Source organism: Pedobacter sp. ASV1-7, from assembly GCF_040203335.1.
In the GTDB taxonomy this organism is placed as follows: Bacteria; Bacteroidota; Bacteroidia; order Sphingobacteriales; family Sphingobacteriaceae; genus Pedobacter.
In genome coordinates, this window is sequence record NZ_JBEHBV010000008.1 from 122,608 (window position 1) to 145,247 (window position 22,640).

12 protein-coding genes are annotated in these 22,640 nt (G+C 39.5%); 10 read left to right on the top strand and 2 right to left on the bottom strand.

Annotated features, from left to right (window positions below; genetic code table 11):
* Window positions 1-53: 53 nt before the first annotated feature.
* The 10 genes from ABDJ41_RS17890 to ABDJ41_RS17935 all read left to right on the top strand — a co-directional run bounded on the left by ABDJ41_RS17890 (window position 54) and on the right by ABDJ41_RS17935 (window position 20,061).
* Window positions 54-920, top strand: coding sequence for an alpha/beta hydrolase (locus ABDJ41_RS17890; RefSeq protein ID WP_349787453.1), 867 nt, complete (start codon window positions 54-56; stop codon window positions 918-920).
* Between the two features lie 94 nt (window positions 921-1,014).
* Window positions 1,015-2,166, top strand: a complete 1,152-nt coding sequence (locus tag ABDJ41_RS17895) for a FecR family protein (RefSeq protein ID WP_349787454.1) — start codon at window positions 1,015-1,017, stop codon at window positions 2,164-2,166.
* A 224-nt stretch (window positions 2,167-2,390) separates the two neighbouring features.
* Window positions 2,391-5,744: a TonB-dependent receptor gene (locus tag ABDJ41_RS17900; RefSeq protein WP_349787455.1), complete on the top strand. Its 3,354-nt coding sequence runs from the start codon at window positions 2,391-2,393 to the stop codon at window positions 5,742-5,744.
* Window positions 5,745-5,763: 19 nt separating this feature from the next.
* Window positions 5,764-7,386 carry a RagB/SusD family nutrient uptake outer membrane protein gene (locus ABDJ41_RS17905; protein ID WP_349787456.1) on the top strand — a complete coding sequence of 541 codons (1,623 nt, stop codon included), beginning with the start codon at window positions 5,764-5,766 and terminating at the stop codon, window positions 7,384-7,386.
* Window positions 7,387-7,403: 17 nt separating this feature from the next.
* On the top strand, window positions 7,404-8,753 hold the full coding sequence (locus ABDJ41_RS17910; RefSeq protein ID WP_349787457.1) for an IPT/TIG domain-containing protein: 1,350 nt from the start codon (window positions 7,404-7,406) through the stop codon (window positions 8,751-8,753).
* Window positions 8,754-8,777: 24 nt separating this feature from the next.
* Window positions 8,778-11,075 carry a hypothetical protein gene (locus ABDJ41_RS17915; protein WP_349787458.1) on the top strand — a complete coding sequence of 766 codons (2,298 nt, stop codon included), beginning with the start codon at window positions 8,778-8,780 and terminating at the stop codon, window positions 11,073-11,075.
* Between the two features lie 42 nt (window positions 11,076-11,117).
* Complete coding sequence (locus ABDJ41_RS17920) at window positions 11,118-12,422, top strand: hypothetical protein (protein ID WP_349787459.1); 1,305 nt, start codon at window positions 11,118-11,120, stop codon at window positions 12,420-12,422.
* Window positions 12,423-12,454: 32 nt separating this feature from the next.
* On the top strand, window positions 12,455-14,314 hold the full coding sequence (locus ABDJ41_RS17925) for a beta-N-acetylhexosaminidase (protein WP_349787460.1): 1,860 nt from the start codon (window positions 12,455-12,457) through the stop codon (window positions 14,312-14,314).
* A 134-nt stretch (window positions 14,315-14,448) separates the two neighbouring features.
* Entirely contained in the window at window positions 14,449-17,229 is a 2,781-nt protein-coding gene (locus ABDJ41_RS17930) for an alpha-L-rhamnosidase (protein WP_349787461.1), read from the top strand.
* A gap of 3 nt (window positions 17,230-17,232) precedes the next feature.
* Window positions 17,233-20,061 (top strand): family 78 glycoside hydrolase catalytic domain, encoded by a 2,829-nt coding sequence (locus ABDJ41_RS17935; protein WP_349787462.1) that lies wholly within the window; start codon window positions 17,233-17,235, stop codon window positions 20,059-20,061.
* 12 nt (window positions 20,062-20,073) lie between these two features.
* Here ABDJ41_RS17935 and ABDJ41_RS17940 read toward each other — a convergent pair whose 3' ends face one another.
* Window positions 20,074-21,303: a sensor histidine kinase gene (locus ABDJ41_RS17940; protein WP_349787463.1), complete on the bottom strand. Its 1,230-nt coding sequence runs from the start codon at window positions 21,301-21,303 to the stop codon at window positions 20,074-20,076.
* A gap of 444 nt (window positions 21,304-21,747) precedes the next feature.
* Window positions 21,748-22,122: a hypothetical protein gene (locus tag ABDJ41_RS17945; RefSeq protein ID WP_349787464.1), complete on the bottom strand. Its 375-nt coding sequence runs from the start codon at window positions 22,120-22,122 to the stop codon at window positions 21,748-21,750.
* Between the last annotated feature and the right edge of the window lie 518 nt (window positions 22,123-22,640).

The window sequence follows — 22,640 nt, forward strand, 5'->3', positions numbered from 1 at the left end:
TATCGGTACTTTTTTAGATTGTTGTAGTTTAGTTATTAAATCAACAAACCACAATGAAAATTAAGATAAGATCATTAAAAGCGATTGCCCTGCTGCTCATTTGTTATAGTGCTACTGCTCAACAGGTATTGCCGTTATATCCAGATAGCATCCCGAACTGTAAGGTTAGTTTGAAGGATGCCGAAAAACCAATGCTTACTGTTTATTTGCCTCATGCCGACAAAGCTACGGGTACAGCGGTGATCATTTTTCCTGGCGGAGGCTATGGCACCATTGTTGCGCATACCGAAGGTACGCCAATAGCTCAGGCTTTTATTAAGGAAGGAATCGCTGCAATAGTAGTAAAATACCGTTTGCCCGATGCAGGGAAAATGAGGGATAAAAGTATGGGGCCTTTAATGGATGCACAACAGGCGATGAAAGTGGTAAGGTCGAAGGCATCAACCTGGAATATTAATGCTGAAAAGATTGGGATTATAGGTTTCAGTGCAGGTGGGCATCTGGCAAGTAGTTTAGGCACACATTTTAAAACAAGTTACATCGCCAATAAAGAAGGGATTAACCTTCGTCCGGATTATATGGTTCTTGTTTACCCTGTAATCAGTATGAAAGCAGATCTTACACATTCTGGATCAAGGACAAATTTGCTTGGAAAAGAACCCACACCAGAAAAAGTACAGCTATTTTCTAACGAGGAACAGGTAACCAAATACACTCCGCCTACTTATTTAACTCATTCTGGCGATGATAGCGTAGTAAAGGTCGATAATAGTATCGCTTTTTATAAAGCATTGCTAAAAAATGGTGTGGATGCAGAACTGCATTTGTTTCCAAAAGGCAACCATGGTTTCGTCTTGCACCTTCCGCTAGATGAATGGATGCAGCCTATATTTCGTTTTATTAAAAGTCAGGGTTATTAATGTTTTATATAGCAATAAAAAATATTTTATATTTTATCGGTACTTTTTCAACGCCATGTAGTTTAAGTATTAAAATCAGATATACAGAACTGGAATGAAACAGGATTACGATAAGATCATTACACTAATTGGTCATTACAATTCGGGGAAAATTGATGAAGCTGACAGGAAAGAACTGGAAGCCTGGATTGCCCTTGATCAGAATAATCAATTGGTTTTTGACCGACTTACATCTGATGATCAGCTTAGGACTGAACTGGAAATTATGCATGAGTTCAATGCGGAAGATAACTTTTCTGAGTTTGAACGTACGCATATGGCACCTGTAAAAAGGCTTTGGCTTAGGATTGCTGTTGCTGCTTCTATTATTCTCGTTTGTACTGTGGGTGGGTATTACTATTTGTTGTCAGAAAAAATCAATACGCAAACTGATTTTGCAGTGAATAATGATATTGTTCCAGGTAAAAATGCGGCCACTTTAACTTTAGCAAATGGTAAAAAGATAGCATTGGCAGATGCCCATAACGGAGAACTCGCTAAAGAGGCAGGAGTAGTAATCACAAAGACCAGCGATGGCCAGCTTATTTATGAAATTAAAGACCAGGGCGATTTAGCAGGAGTTAAAAATAATACACTGTCAACCGCCCGGGGAGAAACTTATCGCGTTCGTTTACCTGATGGAAGTCTGGTGTGGATAAATGCCGCAACAACTTTAAGCTATCCAGCATCTTTTGCTAGCTTGAAAAAACGAACAGTGGAATTGGATGGAGAAGCTTACTTTGAGGTTTCTAGAGATAAGACACGTCCTTTTATTGTGAAAACAGCTAAACAGCAACTGGTTGTACTTGGTACACATTTTAATATCAATAGTTACACCGATGAAGAGCATACTGTAACGACATTGCTGGAAGGTTCGGTAAAAATAAATGACGCTACTTTACTGAAACCTGGTGAACAAGCACAGTTATCAGCCAATGGAAGTATGAATGTCCGCACTGCCAATATAGAGGAGGCATTAGGCTGGAAAAATGGCTTTTTCCTGTTTGATAAGGATGATTTACCAGCTGTAATGCGACAAATCTCGAGATGGTATAACATCAATGTGAAATATGAAGGCGAAATTCCTAAAGCCAGTTTTGATGGTAAAGTTTACAGAAATCTTAATCTCTCAAAGGCTCTTGAAGTATTGAAGTATGCCAATGTCAAATTCAGAATTGAAGGAAAAACCATTATCATCATGCCTTAAAGGCATTTGTAATCATTAAATTAAACAAAACTATAAATAACCAAATAGACCAGAATATGAAGAAAAGCTTACGAAGAAGGGCTTAGCACCCTATTGGTGACCGGTGAAAAACCGCAGAAGTGTTAGCGCACTTCTACGGAAATAGCTTGGGTCAACCCTTCCCGGAAAACCGGGATAAAATCTATATGAACCGATTTACGAATTAGCCCAAACCAATCAAAAGTATGAAATTAAATGCTTTTAACCTAGGCGTGCCTAAACTATGGCTGCCGCCCAAATTATTATTGATTATGAAGTTGACTGTTTTCATTATGATCATATCATTGGCACATGTATTTGCCAGTTCATTTGGTCAGAATGTAAATCTGGAACAAAAAAATGTATCACTTAAATCAGTGTTGAATTCAATAGAGGCACAAACCGGATATGTTTTTTTGAGTCGTGATTATGATCTGAACAAACCCAAAATAAGTGTCAAGCTTAAAAATGCAAATATTGAAGAGGCAGTTAAGACAGTATTTAAAGGACTGCCAGTTAATTACAAAATTGTAGACAATAATATTATTCTGTCTAGAAAAATACCTACGCTGTTGGATAAAGTAACTGCTTACCTGGCAACCATAGAGATTACCGGAAAAGTTGTAGATGAGCAGGGGCTACCCCTTCCTGGTGCGACTGTAAGTGTAAAGGGAAGTAGTACTACTGCAACTACTGATAAAAATGGTCGTTACAGCATTAAATTGCCAGAAGGAAATGTAGTGTTGGTTTATTCTTATATTGGATTTGTAAGTCAGGAGATTACAATCGGATCAGAGGATAAGGTACTGAATGTCACACTTAAGGAAAGTGATCAGTCATTAGACGAGCTGGTTATTCTTGGTTTCGGACAAACGCAGAAAAAGATCGCTCAAACGGGTTCTTCGGTTTCCATCGGTTTAAAAGAATTGAAACAAAGTCCCACTGCAAATATCACCAATGCATTAGCTGGAAGATTACCTGGGCTTACTGCTATACAGATTAGCGGAGAACCAGGTAATGACAAATCGCAATTGCTAATTAGGGGGCGGGCTACAATGAACGGTCAGGAACCATTGATAACCATTGATGGGGTAAAGAAAGACTACAGGGCTATCGCTTTACTTGATGTGAATGAAATTGACAACATCACCATACTTAAAGATGCATCAGCCACCGCATTATATGGTGTAAAAGGTGCAAACGGTGTAATCATTGTAACCACCCGAAGAGGTAAGGAAGGTAAACCGTCAGTTTCGGCAAGCGTTCAGCGTGCAGTGCAAACATCTATCCGACTGCCGGAGTATGTGGATTCCTATAATTACGCTGTTTTAGCCAATGAAGCTTATCTCAATGACCATCCTGGAGGAACGGTTCCTTATAATTCAGAGGCGCTGGAGGCTTATCGTATCGGATCCGATCCTTACAAATATCCTAATGTAGACTGGTTTGATGAAATGATGAAGCCTGCTATGCAGACACAAGCCAATTTTAACATTGGTGGTGGAGGACAACAGTCACGTTACTTTGTGAACGTTGGTTACACGGATCAGGGAGGTATATATAAAACGGAAAAAGATCCTAAGTATGATCCGACTTCCAGTTTTAAACGCTATAATTTCCGCTCCAATGTCGATATCGATTTTGATGATAATTTTTCAATGTCCCTAAATTTATTTGGTGCGATAGAAAACAAAAGAGATCCTAATATTTCTGTTGCTGATCTTTTTTGGACTTTAAATCAGATCCCCCCAAATGCTTTTCCTGTAAAATTTCCTACTGGTAGCTACGGAGAAAAATCGTTCATAAATCCAGCACGATTTTTAAACCAATCTGGTTTTCGTGAATCATTCAATTCATCTCTATCTGGAATGTTATCCTTAACGAGGAAATTAAATTTCATTACTCCTGGATTGACACTTAAAGGTAATTATTCTTTTGACGGTTATTTTCAAAATGATTTTAGACGGTCCAAATCAGTGATGACAGCTGATTATAAGGGAACAGGAGATTATAATGATCCTGCCAGCTATACCTATAAAGGCGTTGATGCACCACTTTCCGCACCTACTTCAGCTTTCAACCAAAAAAGAGACGTGTGGATGGATGTATCATTAAATTATACGAAACAGTATAAGGATCATGGTTTTACAGGTTTGTTGCTTGTGAATCGTGCGCAAGAAGTGATTGGTAATCAAGTTCCTTATGTATCACAGGGTATAGTGACGAGGTTAACCTACAACTATAAAACTAAATATTTTGCTGAGTTTAACGCTGGGTATAACGGAACAGATAACTTCTCTGAAGAGAGGAGATATGGGTTTTTTCCAGCAGTTTCAGCCGGCTGGGTGCTTTCTGAAGAATCCTTCTTAAAAGGAAATTCAGTTATAGATTTTTTAAAACTAAGAGGATCTTATGGGATAACAGGAAATGACCAGTTACCTGGAAGAAGATGGCTGTTTAGTTCTGAATACATCCGAAGTGCTGGTAATGGTTATTTGTATGGTGATCAGCTTGTTGGGGTAGAGGGTATTTACGAGGGAGCAATGGCAAACCCGGCAGTAACCTGGGAAACAGCACGTAAAGGAAATATTGGGTTTGAAATCAAATTACTAAAAGATCTGTTCTCTGTAACCGCAGATTTCTTTACGGAAAAACGGAATAATATTTTGATTACACGTAAATCTCTTCCAACAATGTTAGGGATGAGTGAAAATAATCTGCCTCCTGCAAATATGGGGAAAGTTAATAATAAAGGATTCGAAATAGAAATTGCTCACCGAAACAGCTTCAATAATGGAGGATACTTTTTGAGTGGCAATTTTGCCCTTGCTAAAAACAAGATCATATTTATGGATGAGGAAAATAGACAGTATGATTATCAATATCAAACAGGACATCCGTTAGGACAGATTTTTCTATTAGAAGCGGAAAGGTTTTTTAGAGATGAAATAGATATCCGCCTTAGTCCTGCGCAGTACGGTCGCTTAATACCTGGGGATGTAAAGTATAAAGATTTGAATGGAGATGGGATTATTACTGATGACGATATGGGCCCAATGGGAAGAAGTAATATCCCTGAAATTACTTTTGGTTTATCAGGAGGTATAAATTGGAAGAATTTTGACATTAGTTTTCTTTTCCAAGGTGCTGCTAACAGTAGCAGAACTCTTGTGGGCGGGATGTCATGGGAATTTTATGAAGGAGGGAAAGCCAGAACCCAACATCTGGAAAGATGGACTCCTGAAACTGCAAATACAGCGAAATGGCCTGCACTACACTATGGAGGGAATAGTAACAACCACCGTATGTCATCACTTTACCTCGAGGATAATAGTTATATCCGTTTAAAAAATTTAGAGATAGGTTATACCTTTAAAAATATCAGGTTAACAAAAAAGGCCAATTTATCTAGTTTTCGTCTTTACGGAAATGGGATGAATTTATATACCTGGACGAAAGCTCAGCCTATGTTTGATCCGGAATACTGGCAGCCAAATACCATTGGTAATGTGTACCCTGCACAGCGGATAATTAATTTTGGTGCTTCCCTTAGTTTCTAACCTTCTAACTTATTTTTACATGAAATTTAAATTAATAATGATTTGCATTTTGGGGATATTAGCATTTTCCGGATGTAAAAAATTTGATGAATACCTGGATAAAGCTGAAACTGGGGGCTTGTCGGAACAAGAAGTTTTTGGAGACTACGTTCAGACGGAAAGATATCTAGCCAATGTATACAGTCATCTGCCTAATGAATGGATGCCTGTAAACAGTTTTACCTATGCGGCTGCTTCAGATGAAGCGAAATGTCCTGTTGTTTATTTTAATGGTCCTCAGGTGTTTACCAGAGGATTGATCAGTCCGAATCACAACCCTATTGATGTGTGGGCATCACTTTATGCTGCTATTCGTAAAGTTAATCGTTTTATCGAGAGAATAGATGCTGTCCCAGCTAAGAATGCTACGCAGATTGCTGGAAAAAGTCGTATGAAAGGTGAAGCTTACTTTTTAAGAGCCTTCTTTTATGCGGAGTTGCATAAACGTTATGGCAGAGTACCTGTGATAGACCGGGTTTTGCAAGTCAATGATGACCTGAATATTCCAAGAAATTCTGAAGAAGAGCTAGTACGTTTTATTGTAGACGATTGCAATGAAGCTACTGCGAATTTACTTCCCGTAAATACTGCCGCAAATATTGGCAGAGCAACTAAGGGGGCTGCTTTAATGTTAAAATCCCGGGTTCTACTATATGCTGCCAGTTTATTGCACAATCCGAGTTCGGATGTTCAGAAATGGCAACGGGCTGCCGATGCGGCTGAAGATGTGATGAAACTTAATTTGTATCAGGTAGACGGCGATTATAAACACTTGTTTCATAAAAGAACAGCTTCGAACATCATATTCCAATCTACATTTAACAATACAGGCTGGGTTCAACAAATGTTTGTACCTAGTCAGGGTGGTTTGGGCTGGATTCAACCCTTGCAGAATTTGGTTGATGATTATGAAATGACCAATGGTTTAAAACCTAATGAAACAGGTTCGGGTTATGATGCTAGTCATCCTTATGCCAATCGCGATCCCAGACTTGCTGCTTCGATCATTCACAACGGTAGTATTTGGAGAGAGAATGCGATTGAAACTTTTGTAGATGGGGTGGATGGACTGACTTCGGCAGAAGGTGCAAAAACTCAAACAGGTTATTACTTGCGTAAGCTATTGGATGAAAATGGAAGCATGACTCCTGATAACAGACCGGGGGATCACTTTTGGGTTTTTATGCGGTATGAGGAAACATTATTGAATTTTGCTGAAGCTAAGAATGAAGCTTTGTCGAGTCCAGATAACAGTGTTTATGAAGCTGTGAATGCTGTGCGTACCCGGGCTGGCATTAATATGCCTGCATTGCCGGCAGGTCTTAACAAAGCGCAAATGAGAGAAAGAATCAGAAGAGAGAAAAGAATTGAACTTGCTTTTGAAGGCTTCCGTTTTTGGGATATCAGGAGATGGCGTATTGGTAAAAGTGTAATGCGTGAAGCAAGAGGTATGCGTGTGGTAAATCAAGGAGCAGGGAGTTTTTCCTATACACCATTTCTTGTAGAGTCGAGGATTTATGAGGATGCTTTTGACTTGTTTCCTATCCCGCAGTCGGAGCGCAATAGAAATACCGCACTTGATCAAAATGATGGTTATAACTAATGCTAAAGATATTTAAGATGAAAAGACATAAAATGATGACCGCCATTTTTTATGGCGTTGTGCTACTCCTCCAATTGGGATTAGCCTCATGTAAAGAAGAGTTTTTCCAGCAAAAACCAGAAGAACTATATATTCACAATAGTGATGCCTCCTTTGTGATTAGTAAATTTTCACCTATGGAGGGTAGTGAATCGACTGAGATTACGATTTATGGAGATAATTATAGTAGTAACTCATCCGATATCAGCGTCAAAATTAACGGTAAACCTTTAGAAGTTTTAGGTGCAAATAGAAAGCGTATGATTGTGAAAGTACCCCCCGGTTTGGGTACTGGAATTATCGAAATTACCATCTCAGGAAAGACGGTGAGGAGTACAGAACCATTTGTATATACTTTAAAAAGAACAGTGAGTACATTGGCCGGGGCTGGTGTTTCCGGTTTTGCCGATGGAGCTGCTGGTGTTGCTAAGTTCGATTTCAAGAGTAATGCCGGGATGGATATGGATTCTAAAGGAAATTTGTATGTGGCTGATATTTTTAACAATTGCATCCGCAAAATTACTCCTGACGGAACAGTAAGTACTTTTGTAGGGAAACCGGGTGTTGAAGGATATGTAAATGGAAATAAGGATGTCGCGTTGTTTAACCACCCTATGGATGTAGCAGTTGATAAAGATGATAATCTTTATGTTGCTGATGCGTGGAATTGGGCCGTACGCAAGGTTACTCCCGATGGTGTGGTAAGTTCTATCCGCGGGCAGGCATTTGCCTTCCCACAAGGACTTGCGATTAATAAGAATACAGGGGTAATTTATATTAGCAGTGCATTAGGAGCAAATTATCATGGAGGAAAAATTTATGAATTCTCTGCTTCGGGGGTGTTAAATGAGCGCGGAGTAGACGTGCCAATTTTCTCGGGAGGAATGACAGTTGACAGCAAAGGGAATCTGATTATTGCCGATAATGTGAGTTCGGTGATATATAGCGTAAATACTGCAACATGGACACGTACGCCAATTGCAGGCGTTGCAGGACAAACAGGCTCGGCTGATGGAGTAGGTGCCGATGCACGTTTTGATCATCCCTGGGGTATTGCTGTAGATTCTGGAGATAATATTTATGTTGCTGGTTGCGGACATAGGTTTGAAGGACCGGAGATTTCGGCTTCAGCATCTAATATCAGAATGATCGAAGTTGGAACAAATAAAGTTTCAACTATAGCTGGAGGTGATACGCAGGGCTTTACGAATGGTTTAGGCGGAGTGGCCAGATTTGCAGTGCCGACCGGCATAGCTATCGGTTCGGATGGTGTCATCTATGTATTAGATAAGGGAAATCACCGCATCAGAAAAATTGTATCGGAATAAGGAGTTCATTTAATTCAACTGGTTATGAATGCTGGATTTATTATCAGTAAGGGGCGCTTTGCGCTCCTTATACTGAGTTTTATTGCTTTTATTTTTACAGGTTGTCAGAAATTTATCACAGAGATACCAGGGAAAGACATTGGCCGGGCTGATCAACCTATGCTACTTAATGGTGTTGAAGAGGGGATGCCAATAGGCATTTACATTGCTCCTCCATTTGAGTTTACAACAAATCTACAATATGGAGCAATTAGTGAAGCAAATATTGATGTGATCCAAGATATTGCTGGCTGGATTTCACCAGTTGATAAGCTAACTATGCTAAATATGGCGGATAGCCATGGTTTAAAAATGGTCGTTGCCGACAATAGGGTAAATGGCACTAATGCAGATATTACGGCTATGGTGAATACTTATGTCAACCATCCTGCTTTGGTCGGTTATTATGTTAAGGATGAACCAACAGTTAGCCAGCTTCAAGACGCTGCCAACCGTTATCAAAAGTTGTTGACGCTCGACAATAACCATGATCCTCATGTGAACCTGTTCCCCAGTTACGCTACGGGTGCTTTAGGCAGTATAAACTATGAGCTGGATTATGTTGAAAACTGGATTCAAAAAGTAGTGGCTGCCAACCTGAGATATCTGGCAATGGACAACTATCCTTTTCTATTAAATGGGACGTTTAGGGATGTTCCATATTTTCATGATCTGGATGTCATCAGGCGTGTTGGTTTAAAGTATAATATCAAAACTTCTGGCTACCTCCAATCTATAGGTAACTCAACAGATCTGAGAAGACCAAATGCCAATGAATTGAGATACAGTGCTTATTCACACCTGGCTTATGGAATAAAAAAGCCGGTTTGGTTTAGCTACTGGACACCAACAGGTGGAACAGAAACTTTTACCAATGGAATTATAGATGCTGCGGGGAATAAGACCGACCTGTACGTTCCTTTTAAAGCTATAAACCTTGAAATGAAGCAGCTGGGGAAAACACTGGTTAAACTGAATGCCAATGCTGTTTACCATACCGGAACAACAATTCCGACGGGTACAGTCAGGCCTGCAGCAAATTTTATTTGGCAAGCTCAAAATGCTGCTCAGACTATGATCATCACACAATTTATAGATCCGGTTGCTGGCAAAGAATACATTATGGTGGTTAATAAATCATTTACAGCAAGTAATACCTTTAGCTTTATAACAGGAAATCAGGTTGCGAATGTTAAGGTTATTTCTAAAGTTACGGGCTTGGAAGAAGCAACGAATTTTAACCTGAGCACTCATTCTTTATCAGATACTTTTTTGCCTGGTGAAGGTAAATTGTATGCCTTAGAAAAAGTTGCTTATACAGCTACTGTAAGTACTTTTGCTGGTTCTGGAGTCTCCGGTTTTATTAACGGTCAGGGAACTGCGGCCCAGTTTAATTTCGTAACCAATGCAGGGATTGCTACCGATAACAATGGTAATGTATATGTAGCTGATATCAACAACCATTGCATCAGAAAGATTACTCCAACTGGTTTGGTAAGTACATTCGCAGGTAACCCCGGGGTTGCCGGCAATACCAATGGGGTAGGTACAGCTGCCTTATTTGATCATCCTTCAGCTATAGTTGCAGATGCGAATAACAATATTTATGTAGCCGATACGTGGAACTGGGCACTTCGTAAAATAACACCTACCGGTACAGTTACAACTATACTGGGTTGGGTTATTCCGTTTCCACAGGGCATTACAATGGATCGAAATACCGGTAAGTTTTATCTGGTAAGTGCTTTGCCAAGTGCCAGCAACAATAAACTGTATGAGGTTAGTCCTGGAGGAGTAATGACTACCAGAACACTGAGCGTGCCAGTCATATCTGGAGGGATTGCAATGGATAGTCAGGGAAATCTTGTTATTGCAGATAATGGCAGTTCAAATGTCTATAAGGTAAATACAAGTAATTGGGCAGTTACACAAATCGCTGGTCTGGCAGGCACAACCGGGCAGACGGATGGAATTGGCCAGAATGCCAGGTTTGAGCATCCCTGGGGCATTGCTGTCGATGCCAGTGACAATATTTATGTTGCAGGCTGTGGTCATTTATTTGATGCTCCAACTATTGCCCCTGCTGCTTCAAATATCAGAAGGATTGAGGCTGGAACAAACCAAGTAACCACCATTGCTGGTGGTGCCGTACAAGGTTATTTAGACGGATCTGGAACGGTTGCAAAATTTACTGTTCCTACGGGAATTGCTATTGCTCCTGGTGGTACCATGTATGTTGTGGATAAAGCAAACCACCGCATCAGAAAAATGGTATCACCTTAAAATTAGAAGTTGTATTATAAAAAAAAATCAAACATCACACAAATGAACAGATCAATTAAAACACTTTTAATGTGTATTGGAATGCTTGTACTTACAGGTATTTATAGCTGCAGCAAGGCTCAGACGGAAAATAAAGTAAAACCCGAACCGGTTAAACTGCCGGTGACTGAAATAAAAGAAGATATGATGATCGGGATTTATGTATCTCCGGGAATCGGATACATTGCTGATCATCATTTTAAGAACATCAGGGAAGCAAATGTTGACCTTATACAGGATATCTCTTTAAGCTACTCACAAGCGAATAAGCTTGCGATGCTAAACATGGCTGCGGCAAACCAATTGAAAATGTTTGTTGCAGATCAACGTGTTGACGGAACGGATGCAGAAATGGCAGCGATGGTGAATGCATATAAAAACCATGCTGCAACAGCGGGATACTACATTAAAGATGAACCAAGGGTTCCTGATTTGCAGGACGCTGCCACCAGGTATAAAAAACTGATTAACCTGGATCCTGAAAAAGTACCACACGTTAATCTCTTTCCAAGCTATGCTACTGGTGCACTGGCAAATGTGGAGTATGAAACGGAATATGTAGAGAAGTGGATAGAGTTGGTAGGTGCTGTTAATCTGAAATACCTTTCATTTGACAATTATCCTTTCATGAAAGATGGAACTTTAAGGGAAGCTCCTTATTATAAAGACCTTGAAATCATTAGAAGGATTGGGTTAAAATACAAGATCAGGACTTCAGCTTACTTGCAGTCGATAGGTAGCGACATAGGTTTGAGGAGACCAAATGCCGATGAACTTAGATATAGTGCTTTTACTAACCTTGCTTATGGTATTAAATTACCTGTATGGTTTACTTACTGGACCCCAATAGGTTCAACAGAACAATTTACCGAAGCAATAGTGGATGCGCAGGGCAACAAAACAGATCTGTATGCACCATTTACCGTGATTAACGGTGAAATGAAACAAATTGGGAAAACGCTGATGAAACTGGATGCTATAGCTGTTTACCATGCAGGTGTTAGCATTCCTTCTGGTACCAAAAGAACACCTTCAGGTTTTATATGGAAGGCAGAAAATGAAAATGACCCAATGCTGATTACTCATTTTGTTAATCCCGCAGATAGCAGGATTTATATCATGGTGGTGAACAAATCTTTAACGGAAAATAAGGTATTTACATTTCATACAGATACTGCTGTTAAGAATGTCAAAGAAATTTCTAAATCTGACGGATTAGAAAAGACTGTGGATTACAAAACTGCTGAACATAAATTAACAGATAGCTTTTTGCCTGGTGAGGGTAAACTGTATGCACTATATAAATAACCATTCTGCTTTCAACACAATCTGTTCAACTTATGAATACACTTAAGATATTATTATTCGCAGCTGTTTTTATTTTTATAAGCAGTACGACAAAAGCGCAGTTAAAATCGCAACAATTTTCAATTATTCCGGAGCCGGAATTGGTAAAGGTAATGCCTGGAAGCTTCAAGCTCAATAGTACTACCATTATCTTGTATGACGATCGGAATGCACAGCTGAAGTTTATTGGGGATCAGCTTTCCGAAAAATTAAAAGCATATACAGGCAATAACTTGCCGGTTAAAAAGTTAGCTGCTGTCGTTGGTAAAAATCAAATTCTATTTAAGCTTTCAGATAAGCTACCGGGACTTGGTGTTGAAGGCTATACGATGACCATTAATTCTGGAAGTATTGTTATTACAGCAAAGCAGCCGCAGGGATGCTTCTATGGTATGCAAACTTTATTGCAGCTGTTACCTTTAGATCCAAAAGTGGGTGCAAGTATTCCGGCTCTTCAGATTCAGGATCAGCCGCGTTTTAGCTGGAGAGGATCTATGCTGGATGTCTCAAGGCATTTTTACAGCGTGGAACAGGTTAAGCAGTACATTGATTTTTTAGCCAGCTATAAACTCAATACATTCCATTGGCATCTAACAGATAACCAGGGCTGGCGGATTGAGATTAAAAAATATCCGTTGCTGACATCAGTGGGCGCATGGCGGAAAAGATCGCTGATCGGGCATTTTGAGGAACAGCCGGAACGTTTTGATGCGGTGCCTCATGGTGGATTTTATACGCAGGAAGAGATCAAGGATATTGTTGCTTATGCCCAAAGAAAGTATGTTACAGTTGTTCCCGAAATAGATCTTCCAGGGCATTGTACTTCTGCACTTGCAGGCTATCCGGAATTGGGTTGTGGTGAAAGCCCAGGTCCTTTTGAGGTAAAAGACAAGTGGGGTGTATTCGATGACGTGTACTGTGCCGGAAAAGAAAATACATTTAAATTTCTGGAAGATGTGTTTACGGAAGTGGCTACGCTTTTCCCTGGAAGGGTGATCCATATTGGTGGCGATGAATGTCGCAAGACGAATTGGAAAAGTTGTACGTATTGCCAAGCACGTATGAAAAAGGAGGGACTGAAAGATGAGCATGAACTACAGGGATATTTCATCAATCGTATAGCTCAGGTACTTAAAGCTAAAAATAAAAGGGTAATTGGCTGGGATGAGATTCTGGAAGGGGATCACCTTATTGCGGATGCACTTGTCATGTCATGGAGAGGTACAACAGGTGGAGTTACAGCCGCTAAAAAACATCACGATGTGGTGATGACTCCGACTACTTATCTCTATCTGGATTATTACCAGGGGGCACCTTACCTGGAACCGCTTACTATTGATGGTTTTAATACATTGGAGCGTGTTTATAATTATGAGCCTATACCTTCAGCGCTAAATGCGGACGAGGTAAAATATATTAAAGGTGTGCAGGGTAACATCTGGACAGAGTTTATCCCGAATTTTAACCATCTGCAATATATGGCATTCCCACGTTTGTCGGCCTTGGCCGAGGTAGCCTGGTCTACACCGGAAAAAAAGAATTGGGAGAGGTTTAAATTCAAAATGGAAACTGAGTACAATCGCTATGAGAGCCTTGGTATCAACTATTCGAAAAGTGCCTATCAGGTGGGTTTTGAATTGGTCAGGGGTGCCAGGACACAGAAAACTCAGATGGTGTTAAAAACACAAAGTTATAATCCTGATATTTATTATACACTGGACGGAACAGAACCTAGCCATAAATCCAATAAATATGTCGGCCCGTTTAACGTGAATCCTAATGTGACAATTAAAGCTGCAACTTTTAAAAATGGTGTGCAGATGGCTAAGACCACTTACTACGAGGTGAAATAAACATCATCTTTAAAATTAAAAAGAGATTTGAGGCATGACAGGTAAGGATGCACATTAAAAATAATATGAATACTTTTAAATCATCACAGCTAGCAATAGCAGGTGTTAACCACAAATGAAACCAAATATATCAAATGACAATCTACAAATACTTAGTCGTAGCTGTTTTTTTATTATTCACAGTAAATGTATATGCGATTACTGAACCTATAAATTTAAGTTGCAACCAGAAAAATAGTCCGCTTGGTATAGAAACAACCAAGCCCGAGTTCAGTTGGAACATCAGTTCTGACCAACAATCATTTGAACAAAGTGCCTGGCAGGTGCAGGTTTTTAGTAGCCTTGATTACGCGAAGCTGGGTAAGGCGGATTTTTGGGATTCGCAAAAAATGAATGCTGCCCCTGCAATGTCAACAGCTTACAGAGGAAAGGCGCTTTCATCGGGCAAACGTTACTATTGGCGGGTTAGAGTTTGGTCTTCAAAAGGAAAAGTTTCTGAATGGAGTAAACCAGCAGCATTTTCTACGGGCATTTTACAAGCTAAAGAATGGGATAAAAGTAGGTGGATAGCTTATCAGGTGTTGGAAGACTCCATGAAAGTTATTCCCGGATTACATGGTGATGGCAGCTCATTGGGAAAAAAAGCTGTAGAACGTGCTGTTGTCCCTTATTTTAGAAAAACTTTTGAGATCACAAAGCCGATAGCCGAGGCTTATGTATTTGTTTCGGGGTTGGGGCATTATGAGTTGCAGTTGAATGGTAAGAAAGTAGGGGATGATTTTTTAGCACCGGGATGGACCAATTATTCAAAAACAAATCTTTATAGTACCTATGATGTAACTGCTTCGTTAGTTACTGGTAAAAATGCATTGGGGGCAATTGTTGGTCCGGGTTTTATGTATGTAAACCGCGAACGCTACCGAAAAATGGCAAGAGCCGAAGCCTTTCCTATGCTGAGGTTGAAACTGATGATCCGTTATAAAGATGGTAGTACTACTGAGGTGGTAACGGATGGCAGCTGGAAAACAAGTCCTTCAGCAATTGTGTACAGTAGCATCTATGGCGGTGAGGATTATGATGCCCGAAAGGAACAAACAGGTTGGGACAAAGCTGGATTTAATGACCAGCGTTGGAAAAAAGCTATTTTACTTGACGGACCTGGAGGTAAAATGAAAGCAGAGTCCAGTTATCCTCTAAAGGTAATGCAGACTTTTGAGCAGCAAACCATCAGAAAAATAACGGATAGTAGTTATTTATATGATTTTGGTCAGAATGCATCTGGAATTGTTCGTTTAAAAGTTAAAGGGAAGAAAGGAGATCGGATACGTATTATTCCAGCTGAAATTTTAGATGATCAGGGAATGGTAGATCAAAAAGCATCGGGAAGTCCTTATTATTTTGATTATACGCTTAAAGGTGACCATGAAGAAATCTGGGAACCGCTTTTTAGCTATTACGGATTTAGATATGCTTTAGTAGAAGGCGGTGTTCCAGCTGGACAACCTGCAATGTCAGGAAGACCAGTAGTAGAAAGACTTCAATTGCTGCACACCCGCAACAGTGTGCCAGAGATCGGAACATTCAGTTGTTCGAATACCTTGTTTAATCAAACCTTTAAGCTAATTGATTGGGCGATGAAGAGTAACATGAGCCATGTTAGTACTGACTGTCCACATAGAGAGAAATTGGGTTGGCTGGAGCAAACACATCTTGTCGGAGGATCGTTGAAATATAATTACGATATCCAGCTCTTCTACAATAAAATTATAGACGACATGATGGAATCGCAGCTTTCTTCAGGTTTGGTGCCCGATATTGTTCCTGAGTATGTTGTATTTGACGATGGTTTCAGGGATTCTCCGGAATGGGGAAGTGCTGCTGTGATTATACCCTGGTATTTATATCAATGGTATGGAGACAAAAAGGCAATTGAAAAGGCTTATCCTATGATGAAGCGTTATATCAGCTACCTGGAAAGTAAAGCAGATGCACATATTCTGTCGCATGGTTTGGGTGACTGGTTTGATCTTGGTCCGAAAAGTCCGGGTGAATCACAACTTACCCCAAAGGCTTTAACTGCTACCGCTACTTTTTACTACGACGCAGTTCTACTGGGGAAGGCTGCTGGAATTCTTGGAAAAACAGAAGAAGCAAGCGCTTATCAAAAACTGGCTCAGCAGATTAAAGCAGCATTCAATAAAAAGTTTTTCCAACCTGAATCAGGGATTTATTCGACAGGAAGTCAGACAGCTTACGCTATGGCGATTTACATGGGATTGGTAGATGAACCATTTAAAGAAAAGGTATTTGAGAACCTGAAAGCCTCTATAGAGGCTAGTGGATATGCCCTTACCGCGGGAGACATTGGTTATAGATACCTTATCCGGGTATTGGAAGACGGAGGCGCATCGCAATTGTTATATCAAATGAATAACAGAGATGATGTACCAGGCTATGGTTATCAGATTCGCAACGGGGCAACTGCATTAACAGAATCCTGGCCAGCCTTAAAAAATGTTTCCAATAACCACATGATGCTGGGACACCTGATGGAGTGGTTTTACAGTGGTCTGGCTGGAATAAAACAGCAGACAGGTGATGTTGGTTTTAGTAAGATTTTAATAGAACCTCAATTTGTGGAGGGGATTGATTGGGTTAAAGCAAGTTATAAAGCCATTACGGGTGATATTATAGTCGACTGGAAAAAGGAGCAAGGCAAATCGGCTTTGCGCGTTGCCATTCCTGCAAATACAGAAGCGTTGGTTGTTTTGCCAGTTATTGATGCAAATCTGCTAAGTTTAGATCAAAAGCCTTTAAGTCAGCATAAAGCTTTTAAAAAACAATATATGGAAAACGGCAAACTGAAAATTGTACTGGGTTCTGGATCTTATATGTTGAATTGGGTGAATAAATAAATAATGATGATGAAGAAAAATCTGGTTATACTGTTGGTATGGTTTGTTGCTGGTGTTCAATTTGCTTCCGCCGCTGCCTGGGGAAGTAGTCTGCAGCCTGAAAATTTACGTTGTGAGTATTTGGAAAATCCAATTGGATTAGATGAACTGAGTCCACGTTTTAACTGGACCCATAAAGCTACAAACGCGACGGCATTCGGACAAAAACAAACGGCTTATCGGATTATAGTAGCTTCTGACATACAGATTCTTCATCAAAACAGAGGGGATGAATGGGACTCTGGTTGGGTGAACTCTAACCAGATGCAGCAAATTGAGTATAAAGGTAAGGCGCTTCGGTCCGATCGTTATTACTATTGGAAAGTAGTGGTGAAAGATGAAAAGGGAGTGGCTTCAGCTTGGAGTAAAACAGCATTTTGGGCAACGGGTTTACTTCAGCAGAAGGATTGGAAAGCCAAATGGATTGGTACAAATGAGTTGTTTGACCCTTCACAAAAGGATTGTAATATCTCTGATCCCTGGTTGCGGAAAACTTTTAGCTTACAACAAAAGCCAGGAAAGGCCATGTTGTTTCTTGCTTCGGTAGGTTACCACGAACTATATGTGAATGGAAAAAAGATTGGTGACGATGTATTGTCGCCTGCCGTAACCGATCATACCAAACGTGCACGTTATGTGGCTTATGACATCGCGACTGCGCTGAAGCCCGGGAAAAATGTAATCGCCATTTGGTTGGGGACTTCCTGGTCAATTTTTGGCCCTTACATAACAACAGGTAGGCCTAACACGCCGATTGCAATTGCGCAAACCACTATTTATAATACGAAAACACCCGTTTCAGGTACAAAACCCGCACTTGTTGTACAGACTGATGAAAGCTGGAAAACCCATGCAAGTCCGAATAAGTTATTGGGAACATGGGATTTTGCAAAAATGGGAGGTGAGTTGTGGGACGCCAATAAGGAAATTGCGGATTGGAATACCATTAGTTGCGATGAAACAAAATGGAGTAAAGCAATCGTTTACCAACCCCAACTGATTTTATCAGCACATACTGTTGAACCAAATCGACTATTTGACGAAATTAAGGCCATTGGTATTGAGGCGAGACCAGATGGTTCGTACCGTGTGGATATGGGCGTTAATTTTGCAGGATGGACGGAGGTTGATCTGCGGGGGAGTAAAGGCGATAAAATAGCGTTTGAATATTCGGAAAGGGAACAGATGGACCAGACTTTTAACCTGCATAGTGCCTATATCATTGGAGCGGCCGGTAAAGGAACTTTTCGCAACCGGTTTAACTATAGTTCAGGTAGGTGGATTACCATCAGGGGATTAAAGTATAAGCCGCAACTAAGTGATATCAGGGGCTGGATGGTGAGAACGAATTTTCAGGCGGCAACTAACTTTGAATGTTCTGATACTTTGCAAAACTGGATATACGATAAGGTAAAATGGACTTTTGAAAACCTGTCTATCGGTGGTTTTGTAGTAGATTGTCCACAACGCGAAAGACTGGGATATGGAGGTGATGCACATGCAACCTGTGAGACAGGAATGTATAACTATAAGCTGGGCGCGTTTTATACCAAATGGATGCAGGATTGGCGGGATGTACAGGGAACGGAGTCTATTGTAGGTAATATGTATGATCCTAAATTTGCCCGCAAAGAAGTGATGAGCGGCAGGTTATTCAACAACGGCACTTTGCCACATACAGCGCCTACCTATTCTGGTGGGGGTGGTCCTGCATGGGGAGGTATAGTGGTGTCGTTACCCTGGTTTGTTTATCAGCATGAGGGAGATAAACGTATGCTGGAAAAGAACTTTGAGCTGATTAAAGGCTGGCTTTCCTTCCTTGATTCGCATACCAAGGATGATATCTTACAGCGTTTTGGTGGTGATTGGGATTTTCTGGGTGATTGGCTATGGCCTAATGCAACAGCGCAGGGTATGAACAACAATAAGGAGGAAACTTTATGTTTAAACAACAGTTATAGGGTATTTAATTTACGTACGGCAGCAAAAATAGCCAGAGCAATTGGAAAAGATACAGAAGCTGAAGGTTGGGAACAGCAAGCGGAACGCTGCAGGGCTGCAATTCATGCAAGGTTTTATCGTGCCAGCGATCATAGCTATGCAGATAGTTCCATGGCTAACCTTGCGGCAGCATTGCTGGCAGAGATACCTCCTGCAGATTTAAGGGCAGAGATAATGAAACGATTGGAAAAAGATATTCTGGTTTTACATAAAGGACACATCAATGTAGGAATTACCGGAGGTGCAATGTTGTTCAAGTTGCTGCGACAAGAAGGAAGAGACGATTTGATTTACTCCATGACTTCGCAAAAGGAATACCCTGGATGGGGTTATATGAAAGCGAATGGTGCGACTACGATCTGGGAAATGTGGGAAAAAGATCTTCCGGGACACTCTTTGCTGCATAGTTCATACCTTTATCCAGGGGCATGGTATGTAGAAGGGGTAGCTGGTCTACAACGTGATCCTGAAGCGCCAGGCTTTCAGAAATTTATAGTTCGTTTACCAGCATTGAAATCAAATTCGTTGTCCTGGGCTAAAGCTTCTTTTGATGCACCTGCAGGTTTAATTAAAACTCAGTGGGAACGAAAAGGTGACAATTTAAGGTTAGAAGTAACCGTTCCGCCAAATTGTTCTGCGACTATAAAAGTTGCTGAAGCAAATTTTAAAAATAACATCAAAGAAAATGATCACCTGAAAATTAAAGGTTTTAAAAATGGTTATGTTTTGCTGGAAGTGAACAGCGGCACACATATTCTAAATCTTAATGTAATTGATAAATATATGCCATAAATTCTTGGGTATCTACGTTGTAACTAAATCTAAACTGACAAAGAAATTGGTTCCTTTATTCAATTCACTTTCAACCCAGATTTTTCCATTCTGTAACTCAACGTAGGTTTTCGTTAGTTTTAATCCTAAGCCAACACCTTTTTCTTTATTTGTTCCATAAGTAGCATTACTCTTTAAAGAAAATATGAATGGAAGCTGATCTTCTGAGATGCCAATGCCATCATCCTTTATGGATAAGATGCATCTGCCTTTCAGGCTAGATGTGCTGAGTATTACTGTTCCGCCCGGTAAAGAAAATTTTATGGCGTTGTTTAGTAGATTCCTGACAATGAGCTGTAGCATATCAGGATCTGCAATTACCTTAAGGTCTTTCTCTACAAGGAAAATTAGATTGATTTCTTTCTCCTGTGCTATGCTTTTATGCAAGCTGACAGTATGTTTCAGAGTTTCATAAATAGAGATTGAACTGAGATTTACCTTAACTTCGTCCATTTGATCTTTGGCCCATGATAATATATTCTGGAGCATTTCAGAGGTTTGCCTGGTAGAGGATAGCAGTTGCTTTTCGATTTCAATTTTCTCTTCATTACTGATATCAATTTCATTCAGCAGAGATAGATGGCTCTCTATAGATGAAAGTGGTGAATTAAGATCATGGGCAACAATTGAAAATAATCTATTTTTGGTTTGGTTGCTGTTTTCTAAAGCAACAAGATGTTTTTTTGCCAGTTCTTTCTCCCGATTGTAATTCTTTTTTATATAAATGGTAATGATGCATATTAGAATGACTACTTCAAAAAATGTTTGTGCGGTATCTATAAGCTTATGTTGCTTATCAACATAAATTGTTTTTACCATTTCAGGATGTAAATATTCTATAGTTAAAAGTATGGCGAGGAAAATGATATTTAATGGTATCCATATCCAGAATTGTTTCTTTGGGGTGACTACACTGAGGATAAAAATGATGATGATAAATGTAAATAGGTTGACTCCATTGGATCCATCTGCTGCAAAATAAGTTCCTCCACACAATAGGTTAAACGTGATGGCAAATATTCCAATGGCGATGTTTAATTTATCCTTATATCGCGACAAATAATAACCAAAGATCAAAACGGCAATTAAAGGGAACATTAGATAACCATATAAATCTAAGCCAAGTGCAAAATTTATGATGGCATTTATGGATGCAACAATAGTTGCAAAAATACTTACAGAGTTAAAAATGCGTGATTCCATGGAATAACGCAATTCATCTCCAATTAATGCAGACCAATATTTTATTATCTGGTTTGGGAACTTCAATTTAAATCGAGCTGAATTCAAATATAGAAATAATTTGACTTTGGGGAATGTATGCAAGCAAAATGGATGTAGAAGTATTGTAATCTTTGCGAATAGAAAAAAGAGAAAGTCAAGAATTAAAACCGATAAAAAGAAAGCGGGAATGATCTCCGACCATTCCCGCTTCATCTAAATTAACGCTCTCACATATTAAGACGTTAATTGAGTAGAGATATTGTGTTACCTCAATAAAAAAATAAAATTTTTATTGTCTACTTGTTTCAAGGTGCCATTTTGGCTCCTTGAAATTTACATTATGGAGTGCCGCCAGATTGCTACAGTTTTATAATTATAACTTATTGATTTAAAGTTTTTGTTATGATTTGTTGGTGTCGCTCACTAAAATTCTTCGAAACTGTCTCTTTCCCTGATTTCCTCTCCTGTTAAAATAACCTGAAGTGTGTCTTTATCAATTGCGAAGTTCACATTTATAAAATTATCTAATTCTGTTTCCGTTAATTCACATCCGCTAAATTCTGTGGCATTGTAGTTTATTTTGAATGTGCCTTGAAGTTCAGCCCCAAAAATAAGATCGGTTATTTTAAATATGGATACTTTATATCTGCCCGGCAGGTAATTGTCGATAAGGTAACTAATTTCAGTTTTGTGGTTACTTAAATCCTTTTTCAGTATTTCTGACGCATTAGAGGGTTGATCAACAATAGCTTGAATAATGTTATTTGATATAGAGAATTTTTCTAATGGAATCTTCATAAGCACTAAGTTAATAAACTAAGATAATAATCACGTTTTTGCTATTTCAGTAACCTTTTATCTTCAATAAAAAAGTATTTGATAAGAGCCACAATAGTTTGGTTTAACAAACAATACATTTTACTTCTGATTGTATTTTCAAATCAAAAGCCCCCCTAAATCACGGATCAATCCCAAAAGTTGTGGGGCAGAAATTATCGTTATTAGAAAACATCGGTTGATGATATTTGACATTGAAATGTAACAGATATCGCACAGAAACTGCCTTAGAACTGCTTTAACACTGGTTTGTTACTGCAAAAGCAGTAGCCGACCAGTAGCAGACCAGTATCTGACCAGTAACAGAGCAGTAGCAGGTATCCACTAAACTAGTATTATCCCTTGCAAATAAAAAACTAATTAATTTTCATAATGATTAAATATCAATTGATAAAAACTATGCTTGCTCTTCCGTTCTGGAAGAGCAATTTTTTTAGTTGATCAATTCTCATTTAATGATCAAATCTGACCAATCTCGT